The 15,726-nt window shown below is 70.1% G+C and carries 10 protein-coding genes; 5 read left to right on the forward strand and 5 right to left on the reverse strand.

The window, feature by feature from the left end; translation table 11 throughout:
* Nucleotides 1-177: 177 nt before the first annotated feature.
* The gene (gene selD, locus WT60_RS31470) at nt 178-1,242 is read right to left on the reverse strand and encodes a selenide, water dikinase SelD (protein WP_059580291.1); all 1,065 of its coding nucleotides are present in this window, start codon (nt 1,240-1,242) and stop codon (nt 178-180) included.
* 171 nt (nt 1,243-1,413) lie between these two features.
* Between selD and WT60_RS31475 the strand changes: the two genes are divergently transcribed.
* Complete coding sequence (locus WT60_RS31475; RefSeq protein WP_059647022.1) at nt 1,414-2,247, forward strand: DMT family transporter; 834 nt, start codon at nt 1,414-1,416, stop codon at nt 2,245-2,247.
* Between the two features lie 277 nt (nt 2,248-2,524).
* Here WT60_RS31475 and WT60_RS31480 read toward each other — a convergent pair whose 3' ends face one another.
* The gene (locus tag WT60_RS31480) at nt 2,525-4,132 is read right to left on the reverse strand and encodes a PLP-dependent aminotransferase family protein (protein WP_060355208.1); all 1,608 of its coding nucleotides are present in this window, start codon (nt 4,130-4,132) and stop codon (nt 2,525-2,527) included.
* A gap of 142 nt (nt 4,133-4,274) precedes the next feature.
* On the opposite strand from WT60_RS31480, the gene WT60_RS31485 reads away from it, so the two are divergent.
* Nucleotides 4,275-5,558, forward strand: coding sequence for a 4-aminobutyrate--2-oxoglutarate transaminase (locus tag WT60_RS31485; protein WP_038749615.1), 1,284 nt, complete (start codon nt 4,275-4,277; stop codon nt 5,556-5,558).
* An 86-nt stretch (nt 5,559-5,644) separates the two neighbouring features.
* Entirely contained in the window at nt 5,645-7,114 is a 1,470-nt protein-coding gene (gabD, locus tag WT60_RS31490) for an NADP-dependent succinate-semialdehyde dehydrogenase (protein ID WP_038749616.1), read from the forward strand.
* A gap of 655 nt (nt 7,115-7,769) precedes the next feature.
* On the opposite strand, the gene WT60_RS31500 is transcribed toward gabD, so the two are convergent.
* Together WT60_RS31500 and pcaF are read right to left on the reverse strand one after the other, a co-directional pair.
* Entirely contained in the window at nt 7,770-9,314 is a 1,545-nt protein-coding gene (locus tag WT60_RS31500) for a PAS domain-containing methyl-accepting chemotaxis protein (protein ID WP_038749620.1), read from the reverse strand.
* Nucleotides 9,315-10,018: 704 nt separating this feature from the next.
* Complete coding sequence (gene pcaF, locus WT60_RS31505; protein WP_038744858.1) at nt 10,019-11,221, reverse strand: 3-oxoadipyl-CoA thiolase; 1,203 nt, start codon at nt 11,219-11,221, stop codon at nt 10,019-10,021.
* A gap of 247 nt (nt 11,222-11,468) precedes the next feature.
* On the opposite strand from pcaF, the gene WT60_RS31510 reads away from it, so the two are divergent.
* Both WT60_RS31510 and WT60_RS31515 read left to right on the forward strand, forming a co-directional pair.
* Entirely contained in the window at nt 11,469-12,254 is a 786-nt protein-coding gene (locus tag WT60_RS31510) for an IclR family transcriptional regulator (protein ID WP_038753102.1), read from the forward strand.
* 307 nt (nt 12,255-12,561) lie between these two features.
* Entirely contained in the window at nt 12,562-13,281 is a 720-nt protein-coding gene (locus tag WT60_RS31515) for a TetR/AcrR family transcriptional regulator (RefSeq protein ID WP_038753100.1), read from the forward strand.
* A 577-nt stretch (nt 13,282-13,858) separates the two neighbouring features.
* Here the strand turns inward: WT60_RS31515 and WT60_RS31525 are convergent.
* The gene (locus WT60_RS31525; protein WP_059671537.1) at nt 13,859-15,199 is read right to left on the reverse strand and encodes an MFS transporter; all 1,341 of its coding nucleotides are present in this window, start codon (nt 15,197-15,199) and stop codon (nt 13,859-13,861) included.
* Nucleotides 15,200-15,726: the final 527 nt, after the last annotated feature.

The raw sequence follows: 15,726 nt of genomic DNA on the forward strand, positions 1-15,726 counted from the left end.
GCGGGCCGGCGAGGCAGGTGCGATGAGGATCGCGCCGAGCGATTCGCGGCGCATGGCGACGCGACAGGCGCGTTCGCCGCGGCGCATGGCCGCGGGCCGCGCCGCGAGCGCGCATCGCGCCGCCTCGTGGGCGCTCGCGGGCTCTCATGAGCTCGCGTGAACTTCCGCGAGCGCTCGTCAGCTCACATCGACCCGCGCCGGCCCGTCGACCATTTCGCCGATCACCGCCGCGCGATCGAAGCCGTCGTCGCCAAAGCATGCGAGCACGTCGTCGACCGCTTCCGGCGCGCAGGCGACGAGCAATCCGCCCGACGTCTGCGGATCGGTCAGCAGCGCCTGCGCGACGGCGGGCAGGCCGTCGCGCAGGCGCACATCGTGACCGTACGCGGCCCAGTTGCGGCCGGATGCGCCGGTGAACACGCCGTCGGCGGCGAGCGCCTCGACGCCCGCGAGCCACGGCAGCGCGCCGTAGCGCACGCGCGCGGTCAGCCCGGCGCCGCGCGCGAGCTCGAGCGTGTGGCCGAGCAGGCCAAAGCCCGTCACGTCGGTCAGCGCATGCACGCCCGGCAGCGCGGCGAGTGCCGTGCCCGGCCGGTTCAGCTTCGTCGTCGTCGCGATCATCTGCGCGTAGCCGTCGGCGTCGAGGCGGTCCTTCTTCAGCGCGGCGGACAGCACGCCGACGCCGAGCGGCTTGCCGAGCACGAGCACGTCGCCCGCGCGCGCGGCCGCGTTGCGCTTCACGCGCGCCGGATGGACGACGCCGAGCGCCGCGAGCCCGTAGATCGGCTCGACCGAATCGATCGAATGCCCGCCCGCGACGGGGATGCCCGCGTCCGCGCACACCGCCTCGCCGCCGCGCAGCACCGCGGCGATCGTCTCGTGCGGCAGCACGTTGATCGGCATGCCGACGAGCGCGAGCGCGAGAATCGGCTTGCCGCCCATCGCGTAGACGTCGGACAGCGCGTTCGTCGCCGCGATGCGGCCGAAGTCGAACGGATCGTCGACGATCGGCATGAAGAAATCGGTCGTCGCGACGATCGCCTGCTCGTCGTTCAGACGATAGACGGCCGCGTCGTCGGACGTCTCGGTGCCGACGAGCAGATCGGGAAAGAGCGCGGGCGGCGCATTGCGCCTGAGCAGCTCCGACAACACGCCGGGCGCGATCTTGCAGCCGCAGCCGCCGCCGTGCGACAGGCTCGTGAGGCGCGGCGCCGCCGCGTCGGTTGGCTTGGTCTCGGTCATCGCTGAATCCGATAAAGGACAGAACGCTCTATTATCGACAATCCGGCGCGCAATTGCGCGCGAGCCGACCGCGCCGCCGCCGCGCAAGCCGACGCGAGATCGCAAACGCGGCGATAATCGTGCGCTCCGCCATTCCGGCAAGCCGCTCGCCGGCCGCTGGCTCCCGCGCCGATGGATCAACTATTCGTCCTGCTCGTGCTGTTCTCCGCGCTGCTGCACGCGGCGTGGAACGCGTTCCTGCACGTCAGCGAAGACCGCGTCGCGCAGCTCGGCACGATGTCGGTGCCGTATTTGCTGTTCGGCGCGGCGCTCGCGCTCGCGCTGCCGCTGCCGCCCGCCGCCGCGTGGCCGTACATCGCGGGCTCGGCGCTCCTCGAGCTCGGCTATTGCGTCGCGCTGCTGCGCGCGTACCGCAGCGGCGAATTCAGCCAGATCTATCCGATCGCGCGCGGCTTGTCGCCGCTCGTCGTCTGCGCGCTCGCGCTCGGCGCGCTCGGCGAAAAACCGACGCCGTTCGCGCTCGCCGGCATCGCGCTCGTGTCGCTCGGCATCGTGTCGCTCGCGTTCAAGCGCGGCTTGCGCTTTTCCGGCGAAAGCGTGCCGTACGCGATCCTGACGGGCCTTTTCATCGCCGCGTACTCCGTCGTCGACGCCCGCGGCGTGCGGCTCGCCGGCAACCCGCTCGCGTACGTCGCATGGGTGTACCTGCTATGGAACGCGCCGCAGTTCACGCTGATCTGCCGGCTGCGCGGCTTGCGCGCGGTCGTCGGCACGCGCGCCGCCGCCTCGCGCGGGCTCGTCGCCGGCACGCTGTCGCTCGCCGCGTATGCGATCGCGATCGTCGCGTACCGGCACCTGCCGGTGGCGACCGTGTCCGCGCTGCGCGAGACGAGCTCGATCTTCGCGGTCGCGATCGGCTGGTTCGCGCTGCACGAGCGGCCCAACGCGCGACGGCTCGCCGCATGCGTGCTCGTCGTCGCGGGCGCGATGCTGATCCGGCTGTGACGCGGCGCGGCCGCGCGCGAGCGGCGCGTCGGAACTGGTGCCGGATGCCCGCCGCGGCGGCGCTCCGCAGCGCGTGCCCGACGGTGCCGCGCCCGCTCGATCGCAGCCGCGGCCCCCCGGGCGACGTGCGCTGACGAAACCCGTTCGGATCGACGTCCGTGCGCCTCGACAGGAAACCGGAAAACGCCGCCCCCGCGTTCGCGTGCGGATGATGCGCATCGCGCGGCGCGCTCGCGATCGCCGCGCGGGATCGGCCGCCGGCAAACGCGCGCGCCGCTCAGCGTGCGGCGGCGGCCCGCTCGGCCCGATCCGCCGCCGATGCCGCCGCCTCGCGCCCGAACACCATGTCGTCGATCGCGTACGACAGCGTGTCGAACGCGCGCCCGATCTCGTCCTCCGGCACGCACGCGTAGCCGAGCAGCAGGCCCGAACCCGCGCGCTTCGCATCCGCGTAATAGCCGGACAGCGCGCGCACGACGATGTCGCGCTCGAGCGCCGCGCGCGCGACCGCGCGATCGTCGGCGCCGTCCGGCAGCCGCATCACGAGATGCAGCCCCGCATCGCCGCCGACCGCGGGCAGCGCATCGCCGTAGCGGCGCGCGAGCGCGTCGAGCAGCGTCTGCCGGCGCTGCCCGTACAGCGTGCGCATCTTGCGGATGTGCGACACGAAGTGCCCTTCCGCGATGAACTCGGCGAGCACCGCCTGCTGCAGCAGTTGCCCTTCGCGGTACAGCTCGGCGCTCGCGGTCGCGAAGCTCTCGGCGAGCGGCTCCGGCGCGACCAGATAGCCGACCCGCAGGCCCGGAAACAGCGTCTTGCTGAAGCTGCCGACGTAAATCACCTGCCCCGCCGTGTCGAGCCCCTGCAGCGACGCGAGCGGCCGGCTGCCGTAGCGGAACTCGCTGTCGTAATCGTCCTCGATGATCCACGCGCCGTGCTGGCGCGCGTATTCGAGCAACGTACGCCGCCGCGCGAGGCTCATCACCATGCCGAGCGGATACTGATGCGACGGCGTGACGAGCATCAGCTTCGGCGGCGCCGCGAAATCGGCGGGCGTCGGCGCGATCCCTTCCTCGTCGACGGAAATCGGCCGCGTCGTCAGGCCCGACACGTGCATCACGCTGCGCACGCCCCAGTAGCACGGGTCTTCGGTCCAGATCACGTCGCCCGGATCGGTCAGGAGGCGCACCGCGAGATCGATCGACTGATGAATGCCCGTCGTCACGATGATCTGCTCGGGCGCGCAGCGCACCGAGCGCGACGTGCGCAGATAATCGGCGAGCGCCTCGCGCAGCGACGCGAGGCCGCCGCCCGGCGCGTAGGTCAGCAGCTCCGGGCGCAGACGCCGCCAGTACTTGTTGTGCAGCCGCGTCCACACGCGCGCCGGGAAACGCGACACATCCGGCACGCCCGGCATGAACGCGCCGCCTTGCCGCTTCGACACGCCCGCGCCGCCGACGAGGCACGCGCCGCGCGCGGACAGCGAGCGGCGCGCGAAACCGGGCGCGGATGCGGGGTCGGACGCCGAGCCGCCGATCGACGCTCCAGCGCCCGACGCCGCCGCGCCGCGCGCACCCCGCGGCGATTCGGCCGGCGCGCCGACGATCTCGTCCGGCGCGCTGTCCGCGACGAACGTGCCGCGCCCGGTCGCCGAGCTCACGTAGCCTTCGAGCGCGAGCTGCTCGTAGACCTGCGTGACGGTGTTGCGCGCGATCCCGAGCTCCGCCGCGAGGAGCCGCGACGACGGCACGCGCGCGCCAGCCGGCAACTCGCGGGTCAGGATCGCCTGCTGCAGCAGCCGGTGCAGTTGCCGGTAGATCGGCTGCGCGCCGCCGCCGCGCACGATCCGCTGCGCCAGCCAGTCCGACAGCACGCTCACCCGCATAATTGGCTCCTACATATTTATCAAAATGGCTCTGATTTTCAGAGCCAAGTTTGATTATAGTGGTTTCAACGCGCACGCCGGGACAACGTGCCCGCGGGCGGCCGCCGCCCCCCGCGCATTCGAACCGCCAGGAGAGACGATTGTGAAAAATGCCGATCTGCACGCCCGCAAGAACGCTGCGACGCCCCGTGGCGTCGGCGTGATGTGCGACTTCTACGCCGCGCGCGCGGAGAACGCCGAGCTGTGGGACGTCGAGGGGCGCCGCTTCATCGACTTCGCGGCCGGCATCGCGGTGCTGAACACGGGCCACCGCCATCCGAAGATCGTGAAGGCGATCGCCGACCAGCTCGAGCACTTCACGCACACCGCGTACCAGATCGTGCCGTACGCGTCGTACGTCGAGCTCGCCGAGAAGATCAACGCGCGCGCGCCGATCGCGCTGCCGAAGAAGACCGCGTTCTTCACGACGGGCGCGGAGGCGGTCGAGAACGCGGTGAAGATCGCGCGCGCATACACCGGCCGGCCGGGCGTGATCGCGTTCGCGGGCGGCTTCCACGGCCGCACGATGATGGGCATGGCGCTCACGGGCAAGGTCGCGCCGTACAAGATCGGCTTCGGCCCGTTCCCGGGCGACGTGTTCCACGCGCCGTACCCGAACGCGCTGCGCGGCGTGACGACCGCCGATTCGATCGCCGCCGTCGAGACGCTGTTCAAGGCCGACATCGATCCGAAGCGCGTCGCCGCGATCATCTTCGAGCCGGTGCAGGGCGAAGGCGGCTTCAACCCCGCGCCCGCCGATTTCGTGCGCGCGCTGCGCAAGCTGTGCGACGCGCACGGCATCCTGCTCATCGCCGACGAAGTGCAGACGGGCTTCGCGCGCACGGGCAAGCTGTTCGCGATGGAGCACTACGACGTATCCGCCGATCTGATGACGATCGCGAAGAGCCTCGCGGGCGGGATGCCGCTGTCCGGCGTCGTCGGCCGCGCGGACGTGATGGACGCCGCCGCGCCGGGCGGCCTGGGCGGCACGTACGCGGGCAACCCGCTCGCCGTCGCGGCCGCGCACGCGGTGCTCGACGTGATCGACGAAGAGAAGCTCGCCGAACGCGCGACCGTGCTCGGCGACAAGCTGAAGGCGAAGCTCGCCGCATGGCGCGCGGACGTGCCGCAGATCGCCGACGTGCGCGGCCCGGGCGCGATGGTCGCGGCGGAATTCGTCGATCCGGACACGCGCGCGGCCGACGCCGCGTTCACGAAGCGCGTGCAGACGCTCGCGCTCGAGCGCGGCCTGCTGCTCCTCATCTGCGGCGTCGACGCGAACGTGATACGTTTCCTGTTTCCTCTCACCATTCAGGACGCCGTGTTCGACGAAGCGCTCGGCATTCTCGAGAGCGTGCTGAAGGAAGCGGTGGGCGTGCCCGCCTGAGTTTTTCGCCGCCCGCCCGCGCGCGTCGCGGCCCTCGCCGCGCCGCGCGGGCGGCGCCAATCGGTTCCGCATACGGTCGACACACGATGACTACAGCTCACGAAACCCTTGCACTGAAAGATCCCGCGCTGCTGCGCGAGCGCGCGTTCGTCGCGGGCGAATGGCAGGCCGCCGAAGGCGGCGCGACGTTCGAAGTCCGCAACCCGGCCACGGGCGCGCTGATCGGCACCGTGCCCGCGATGGGCGCGGCCGAGACGCGTCGCGCGATCGACGCGGCGAACGCCGCCTGGCCCGCGTGGCGCAAGAAGACCGCGAAGGAACGCGCGGCGATCCTGCGCAAGTGGCACGACCTGATGGTCGCGCATGCGGACGACCTCGCGCTCATCCTGACGACCGAGCAAGGCAAGCCGCTCGCCGAGGCGAAGGGCGAGATCGGCTACGCGGCGTCGTTCCTCGAATGGTTCGCGGAGGAAGGCAAGCGCGTGTACGGCGATACGATCCCGACGCCCGCCGCCGACAAGCGCATCGTCGTGACGAAGGAGCCCGTCGGCGTGTGCGCGGCGATCACGCCGTGGAACTTCCCGGCGGCGATGATCACGCGCAAGGTCGGCCCGGCGCTCGCGGCCGGCTGCCCGATCGTCGTGAAGCCGGCCGAGGCGACGCCGTTCTCCGCGCTCGCGATGGCGGTGCTCGCCGAGCGCGCGGGCGTGCCGGCCGGCGTGTTCAGCGTCGTCACGGGCGACCCGAAGGCGATCGGCGGCGAGCTCACGTCGAACCCCGTCGTGCGCAAGCTGTCGTTCACCGGCTCGACGCCCGTCGGGCGCCTGCTGATGGCGCAATGCGCGCCGACCGTGAAGAAGGTGTCGCTCGAGCTCGGCGGAAACGCGCCGTTCATCGTGTTCGACGATGCGGATCTCGATGCGGCGGTCGAGGGCGCGATCGCGTCGAAGTACCGCAACAGCGGGCAGACGTGCGTGTGCACGAACCGCTTCTACGTGCACGAGAAGGTCTACGACGCGTTCGCCGAGAAGCTCTCCACGGCCGTCGCGAAGCTGAAGGTCGGGCTCGGCACCGACGCGGGCGTCGTGCAGGGGCCGCTCATCAACGAGGCGGCCGTGCAGAAGATCGAATCGCACATCGCCGACGCGCTCGGCAAGGGCGCGCGCGTGACGACGGGCGGCAAGCGCCACGCGCTCGGCCACGGCTTCTTCGAGCCGACCGTGCTGACCGGCGTGACGACCGAGATGAAGGTCGCGAAGGAAGAGACGTTCGGGCCGCTCGCGCCGCTCTTCAGGTTCTCGACCGACGACGAAGCGATTCGCCATGCGAACGACACCGAGTTCGGCCTCGCCGCGTACTTCTACAGCCGCGACATCGGCCGCGTGTGGCGCGTCGCGGAAGCGCTCGAATACGGGATGGTCGGCATCAACACGGGAATCATCTCGAACGAGGTCGCGCCGTTCGGCGGCGTCAAGCAGTCGGGGCTCGGGCGCGAGGGCTCGCATTACGGGATCGACGATTACGTCGTGATCAAGTACATGTGCGTCGCCGTGTGATGTCCGACGCGCGCCGCGCGAGCGGCGCGGGCATGCGAAACGCCGCCGGCGCCTCGTGCTCCGGCGGCGTTTCTTGTTTTGCGCGCTGAAATCGCGGCGGATTCCGCCGCCGGAAATGTCGGTCATGCGCGACGCACGCGCCGCGCCGTGGCATCCCGACGATCGGGCGCTACGCGCCATGCGACGCATGCGCCACGCGCCGCGGCGGCGACGTCAAGGCGCAAAAGCCCGCCGATGCGATGGCGCGATCGCATGACGACGCGCGCAACGCCGAGATGAACGCGGACCTGGGCCAAGCCCGCGCGCCGACGCACCGCCGACGCACCGCGATCGGCGGCGCGCGGGCGATCGCATCCGATGCCGCCTCCAAGCAAGACGCCAAAACGACGAACGCCCGAGCCGCGTCGCCGAGCCCGCGCTCCGACGCGCGCACATGCGTCATGCGCGCCGCACCGGCCGCTCGAGACGCCGGCGCACGTTCGGCCGCGCGCGGCGGCAGACATCGACATCGGCGGAACACGCGCATCGCCGGACACGAACACCGCGACGCGCCGGCCAGCCCGAACCTCGCGCGGCGACGAAACACGCATGCGTTTCGCGCCGCACCGCGCCCGGCCGAGGCCGGCACGCATGCGCGCGCATCGCCGCCCCGTCTTCAGCGAAACACGCCCACCGCGTCGACGAGCATCGTCGCCTGCTGCCGCAGGCTTTCCGACGCCGCCGCGCTCTCTTCGACGAGCGCCGCGTTCTGCTGCGTGATGTTGTCGAGATGGACGACCGCGTCGTCGACCTGCGCGACGCCCGCGCGCTGCTCGCTCGTCGACGCGCTGATCTCGGCGATCAGATCGGACACCCGCTTCACCTGCGACACGATCTCGTCCATCGTCCTGCCCGCGCAGTCGACGGTCTGCGCGCCGGAGTCGACCCGCTCGACGCTCGCGCCGATCAGCGTCTTGATCTCCTTCGCCGCGTTCGCGCTGCGTTGCGCGAGCGCGCGCACCTCGCCCGCGACGACCGCGAAGCCGCGCCCCTGCTCGCCCGCGCGCGCGGCCTCGACGGCGGCATTCAGCGCGAGGATGTTGGTCTGGAACGCGATGCCGTCGATCACGCCGATGATTTCCGAGATCCGCCGCGAGCTCTCGGTGATCTCGCCCATCGTGCTGACGACCTCGCGCACCGCCTGCCCGCCGCGCTCCGCCGCGTGGCTCGCCGATTCGGACAGCCGGTTCGCCTGCGTCGCCGTCTCGGCGTTGCTCGACACGGTCGCCGTCATCTGCGCCATCGACGCGGCCGTCTGCTGGACGCTCGTCGCCGCCTGCTCGGTGCGCGCGCTCAGGTCGTTGTTGCCCTGCGCGATCTCGTTGATCGCGCGCTGCACGGTCAGCACCTGCTCGCTGACGTCGTCGATCAGCCAGCGGAACATCAGCCCGAGCTGGTTGATCGTGCGCAGCGTCATCCCGATCTCGTCGGTGCGGTTCATGTTGACGCCCTGACGGCTCGATCCGGTCGCGACGTCGAGCGCCTGCCGGCGCAGCGTGCGCAGCGGCCGCGCGATCTGCGCGTCGAGCCACCACGCGGCGAGCGCCGCGCCGCCGAGCGTCGCGCCCGCGAGCTGCGCGAGCGGCGCGCCCGTCACGCCCGCCGCCCAGGCGACGCCGACGACCGCCGGCGTCAGCGCGACGATCGGCAAATGGACGCGCGCGCGCACCGACATCGTCTGCAGCAGCGAACCGACGCGCAGCAGCCCCGTGCGCACGATCAGGCCCTTGTGGAAGCGCCGGCTGCCCGCGCGGCCTTCGCGCAAGCCGCGATAGAGCGCTTCGGCGGCGGCGATCTCGCCGCGCGCGGGCTTCGTGCGCACCGACATGTAGCCTTGCGTCTGCCCGGCGCGAATCACCGGCACCGCATTCGCGCGCACCCAGTAATGGTCGCCGTTCTTGCGGCGGTTCTTGACGAGCGCGGTCCACGGCTCGCCGCGCTTCAACGTCGCCCACATGTCGGCGAACGCCTCGCGCGGCATGTCGGGATGGCGCACGACGTTGTGCGCCTCGCCGACGATCTCGTCGCTCGAATACCCGCTGACGTGCACGAACGTCGCGTTCGCATACGTGATTCGGCCGTGCGGATCGGTGGTCGACATCAAGGTCGCATCGTCGGGATAATCGAATTCGTGTTGGGTGACGGGTTGGTTGTTACGCATGAACGCTCCGATTGCTGGATCTGTGTCCTTTAATTGATTTCATCGGCCGAGAAAAATCGATCGAATTGTGTTCGATCGGCCTGCACCCCGTTTTCGTCAGCCATTCGGCAAATCCGGCGTGCCCGAAAACACGAGATGATGAATTGCGCTTTGACGCATATCAAACCGGAGTTCCGCAAGCGGGCTTCCGGCGTGGCTTTTCGTCGTCGCTGCCGGCCCTGCAGCACTAGAATGTTTGCTCTAACCCATTCGGCGCTTCTGATCGACATCAAATAATTCAAGATGAATTATTTCACGATTTTTATCACCGGAATATTCAGGAATTGGAAATAAGATGCATTGATATTCGGAGCTTGCCTCGAATGACGAGATAAGCGGGCGGCGTGCGCCAATATGAGTGAGCGGGAATTCCGCGACGAATCGGATTTACCTTTTTCAAGCAAGGAGTTATCCGAATAATGAAGAGCTCGCCGGACGATGCGAAAGCGATCCTGCGGGAAGGGGCGATGGGCCCGACGCCATTCGCCACGATTGCGCGACACGGTGCGGTGCTGTGCGGCGTGGTGCGCCCGACGCCGCCGTCGCGATGCGCATGAAGCAAAACGGCCCGTGCGCTTACGGGCACGGGCCGTAGGGCCGTAAGGTCGGATTGGCCGACGATCAGCCGCATTGGCCGATCGCCGCGCGCTGCGCGGCGGCGCGGATCAGACGCGCTCGATCGCGATGGCGATCCCCTGACCGACGCCGATGCACATCGTGCAGAGCGCGTAGCGGCCGTTCGTGCGATGCAGCTGGTACGTCGCGGTCGTCACGAGCCGCGCGCCGGACGCGCCGAGCGGGTGCCCGAGCGCGATCGCGCCGCCGTTCGGATTCACCCGCGCATCGTCGTCCGCGACGCCGAGCAGGCGCAGCACCGCGAGCCCCTGCGAGGCGAACGCCTCGTTCAGCTCGATCACGTCGAACTGGTCGATCGTCATCCCGAGCCGCGCGAGCAGCTTGTGCGTGGCCGGCGCCGGGCCGATGCCCATCACCCGCGGCTCGACGCCCGCCGTCGCGATCCCCAGCACGCGCGCGCGCGGCACGAGCCCGTGACGCCGCGCGGCCGCCTCGCTCGCGACGAGCAGCGCGCACGCGCCGTCGTTCACGCCCGACGCGTTGCCCGCCGTCACCGTGCCGTCCGGCCGCACGACGCCCTTGAGTTTCGCGAGCGCGTCGAGCGATGTCTCGCGCGGATGCTCGTCGCGCGACACGACGGCCGGCTCGCCTTTCCTCTGCGCAATCGTCACCGGCACGATCTCCTGCGCGAGCGTGCCGTCGGCTTGCGCGCGCGCCGCTTTCTGCTGGCTGCGCAGCGCGAACGCGTCCTGGTCGGCGCGGCTCACGCGGTAATCGGTCGCGACGTTCTCGGCCGTCTCCGGCATCGAATCGACGCCGTACTGCTGTTTCATCAGCGGATTGACGAAGCGCCAGCCGATCGTCGTATCGAAGATCTCGGCCTGGCGCGAGAACGCGCTCGTCGCCTTGCCGGTCACGAACGGCGCGCGGCTCATGCTCTCGACGCCGCCCGCGATCATGAGGCCGGCCTCGCCGGCCTTGATGGCGCGAGCGGCGACGCCGATCGCGTCCATCCCGGAGCCGCAGAGGCGGTTGATGGTCGAGCCGGGCACGGCCTGGGGCAGGCCGGCGAGCAGCAGCGACATGCGCGCGACGTTGCGGTTGTCTTCGCCGGCCTGGTTCGCGCAGCCGTAGATGACGTCGTCGACGGCGGCCCAGTCGACGTCGCGGTTGCGCTCGACGAGCGCCTTGAGCGGCACGGCGCCGAGGTCGTCGGCCCGCACCGGCGCGAGGGCCCCGCCGTAGCGGCCGATCGGCGTGCGGATTGCGTCACACAGGAATGCTTCGGTCATGTCGTCTCCGGTCGGTCTGGTTCCGCGAGCCGCCCGGCGCGATGCGCCGCCCCGCTCGCCTCGAAAATGTCGCGATAATCGCCCGACGATTGTTCGATCCATGAACTTAAGATCGTCAATCGAACGTTCCCGTGCGATCATAGGGAGCGCACCGGTTCCCGTCAAGCGCGTGGCCATGCGGGGCGCGGGTTGGCGCAACCCGACCCCATGCGCTAATCTTCTCCGCTGCACATTATTCCAACCGGCCATGAGCACAGAATTTGAGGCAAAACCCGGCGACTCGTACGTCCAGTCGTTCGCGCGCGGACTCGCGGTGATTCGCGCGTTCGACGCCGAGCATCCCGAGCAGACGCTGACCGAGGTCGCGGCCGCGACCGGCCTGACCCGCGCGGGCGCGCGGCGCATCCTGCTGACGCTGCAGACGCTCGGCTATGTCGAGGCCGACGGCCGTCTGTTCCGCCTCACGCCGAAGATCCTCGATCTCGGGTTCGCGTATCTGACGTCGATGCCGTTCTGGAATCTCGCGGAGCCGGTGATGGAGCAATTGTCCGCGCGCATCCACGAAAGCTGCTCGGCAGCCGTGCTCGACCGCACCGAGATCGTCTACGTGCTGCGCGTGCCGACGCACAAGATCATGACGATCAACCTGTCGATCGGCAGCCGGCTGCCGGCTTACTGCACGTCGATGGGGCGCGTGCTGCTGGCTTCACTCGACGACGCCGCGCTCGACGACACGCTCGCGCAAAGCACGCTGCGCGCGTACACGCCGCGCACGCTCACCGAGCCCGCGGCGCTGAAGGAAGAGATCGCGCAGGTGCGCAGCCAGGGCTGGGCGATCGTCGATCAGGAGCTCGAAGCGGGATTGATTTCGTTGTCGGCGCCGATCCGCAACCGGCGCGGCCACGTGATCGCCGCGATGAACATCAGCGGCAATGCGCAGCGGCACACCGCGAAGCAGATGGTGAAGGCGTTCCTCGAACCACTGCTGGAAGCCTCGCAGACCGTGTCGCAGCTCGTCGCGCGCCGCGGCTGACATTGGCGCGCTTGGGAGCCGCCCTGCCCCCAAGCGCGCACTCTCCGCTTCATCTTCGGCCAGAACGGCACGGCGGCGCTTGCACGGCCCTATCTTTGTTTTGCTTTATCAAGCAGCGCCGCTCGCCGATCGAATCCTGTCCGAATGGTCAGGTTATAGCGCATTAGCGCCGTGAATTCAATGAATTAAAAAAAGGATGTCGCGCAACCGCGGCGAAACGGCCGCCGGCGGGCCGCGATGCGCCGGCCGGCCGGCGCGGCGTCTACAATGACGGCCTCCCGTTGCCGCCAGACCACGAGCGCACGCCATGCAACACGACGATCCGACGACGACGCCTCCCGACACGCCCGCGCCCCGCGCGCGAACCCAGGCGGCCCGCGCGCCGAGCCGCGCGCGCAAGGCGCACATTCGCGAGCTGAACGAAGCGCACCTGCTCGCGTGCGCGGAAGCCGTGTTCGCCGAGCGCGGCTTCGAGGGCGCGAGCACCGCGCTGATCGCGGAACGCGCCGGGCTGCCGAAGGCGAACCTGCACTATTACTTTCCGACGAAGCTCGCGCTGTACCGGCGCCTGCTCGACGATCTGCTCGAGGACTGGCACGCGGCCGCCGACAGCTTCGACGTCGGCGACGACCCGGTCGCCGCGCTCGGCGGATACGTGCGCGCGAAGATGGCGCTGTCGCGCAAGCGGCCGCTCGGCTCGAAGGTGTGGGCGAACGAGATCATCAGCGGCGCGGAGCACATGCAGGATCTGCTGCTCGAGCGCGTGAAGCCGTGGATGCAGACGCGGCTCGCGCTGATCGAGCGCTGGATCGCGCGCGGGCTCGTCGAGCCGGTCGAGCCGAAGACGCTGCTCTACATGATCTGGGCGACGACCCAGCATTACGCGGACTTCGACGCGCAGATCGTCGCGCTGTCCGGCAAGCGCGCGCTGTCGGCGAAGGCGTTCGACGCGACGACCGACGAGGTCGTGCGGCTGATCCTGCGCGCGTGCGGCGCGCGGTCGCCGCACGAACGGAATCGGGCGTAGGCTGGCGCGGCGAGCGGGACCGGCGGCGGTTCAGGGTTCGCTGGCCTTGGGCGTAGGCTCGAGCCTCGGCTTTGGGCTCGGCACTTGGCTTGGAGCCCGATGCTTGGGTTCGAGATCGGGTTCGGGCTCGGGCTCGGGCTCGGGGCTCGGGGCTCGGGGCTCGGGGCTCGGAACTCGGAACTCGGAACTCGGAACTCGGAACTCGGAACTCGGAACTCGGAACTCGGAACTCGGAACTCGGAACTCGGAACTCGGGACTCGGGACTCGGGACTCGGGACTCGAGGCTTAGGCCCGACCTCGGGACTCAGGGCTCGGGCTCGAACTCGGGCGCTGCCTCGGGGCTTTGTGATTCGGACGCTAGGCCTCGACCTCCGAGCGCCCCGCCCGATTTCTTCGGCTCACTTCAATCTTGAAAAACGGCCTCGGTAAGCTCGTGACTCGGTGGGAGCTCGGGGTCGAGATTCAAGACACGCCGCTGCCGCCCCCATCTTCTCTTCCAATTTGTCGGCCGCGTCCGGCCGGCGACGGCGCACCGCGAACCGCTCGCGCGCCGCGCCGCCGAGCGCCGTCACGCACTCAATCGACCGCCTCCACCGCCGTCTCGCGCAGCATCCCGACCGCGACGAGCGACACGGTCACGCACGCGGCCACGTACGCGGCGGGCGCGAGCTTGCTGCCCGTCGCGCGCACGAGCCACGTCGCGACGAGCTGCGCGGTGCCGCCGAACAGCGTCACCGAGAGCGCATAGGCGATCGAGATGCCGGTCGCGCGCACGCGGCGCGGAAACGATTCGCACATCAGCGCGAACTCGGACGCCGACCCCATCGAATAGAACAGCAGCATCAGCGCCGTGAGCGGCATCACGACCGCAAGCGACGGATAGCGGTTCATCAGCACGAATGCCGGAAACAGCAGCGCGACGAGCACGCCGCGCCCGACGAAGATCGGCAGGCGCCGGCTGCCGATCCTGTCGGACAGCCAACCGAATAGCGGGCACGTGACGAGCATCACGCAGCCCGACGCGACGCCGACGAACATCGACAGCTTCATCGGCAAGCCGAGCGTGTGGATCGCGTAGGTCGGCATGTAGAACGTCAGGATGTACGTCGACACCGTGCCGCCCATCACCGTGAGCGTCAGCAGCAGCACCGTGCGGCCGTGCTGCGCGAACAGCTCGCGCAGCACGCCGCCGTCGACGCCGTGATGGCCGGCACCCGGCGCGTCGTCGGCGAGGCGGCGGCGCAGATACATGCCGACGGGCGCGATCAGCACGCCGAGCGCGAACGGCACGCGCCAGCCCCAGCTCTCGAGCGCGTCCTTCGCGAGCGTGTTCGACACCAGCGCCGCGAACCCGGAGCCCATCAGCGCCGCGCCGCCCTGCGTCGCGAGCTGCCAGCTCGCGCGAAAGCCGCGGCGCGCGGCGCCGCCCTGCTCGACGAGCGTCGACGTCGCCGCACCGAACTCGCCGCCTTGCGAAAAGCCCTGCATCAGCCGCACGCCGACGACGATCACGGGCGCGAGCACGCCGATCTGCGCGTAGGTCGGCGCGAGCGCGATCATCCCGGTGCCGAGCGCCATCAGCATGATCGTCAGGTTCAGCGCCGCCTTGCGGCCGCGGCGGTCCGCGTAGACGCCGAGCACGACGCTGCCGAGCGGGCGCGTGAAGAAGCCCGCCGCGAACGTCGCGACCGACAGCAGCAGCGACGTCGTCGCGTCGTGCGACGGGAAAAACAGCTTGCCGATGATCACCGCGAAAAAGCCGAAGACGGTGAAATCGAAGAACTCGAGCCAGTTGCCGATCACCGCCGCCGCGACGGCACCGCCGCGCGCGGCGCGAGAGGTCGCCGCGGGCGCGGATGCGGCTGCGGCGGCGCCCGCGCGGTCGGCGGCGGGCATCGTCAGATTGTCTTCATGCATGTCGTCGTCTCCTCCTGGAATATCTCGGAACCGAATCGGAACCGCGATCGGCAGCCGACGGGCCGCCCCGCTTCGGCCGGCCGGCTCCTCGCGCTCCTCGCGCTCCTCGCGCCCCTCGCCGGCGCGAGCGGCGCGTCGCTCGCTGCGATCGCAATCGGCTCGCGAGCGGTCAGCCGAAATCGGCCGGCCGTCGTCATTCGTGTTCCTCTCGTGCCGCGCGGCAAGCGACGAGACACGTGGCTTCGCATCGTCGCCGGCAGCCGGTCAGCGCCGCCTCGGCGCCGCTGTCGAGACGGGCGACGAAACGCGCGCCGCGGCCGCAGTCGCGTTACCCGCCGGCCGCCAACCCAAACTAGCGATCCGCATGCCCGATTTCCTCACGCCAGGCCACGACCGCGAACCGCAAGCCGCACGCCGTACGCCACGAGCCGCACGCCACAAGCCGCGAGCCGCGAATGCAAACCACTCGCCGCGCGTCGCGAGGCGCAACCGCGCGTTGCCGTCGCGCCTCGCATATCAATGTGCAA

This window comes from Burkholderia sp. MSMB617WGS (assembly GCF_001532025.2).
Lineage (GTDB): Bacteria > Pseudomonadota > Gammaproteobacteria > Burkholderiales > Burkholderiaceae > Burkholderia > Burkholderia savannae.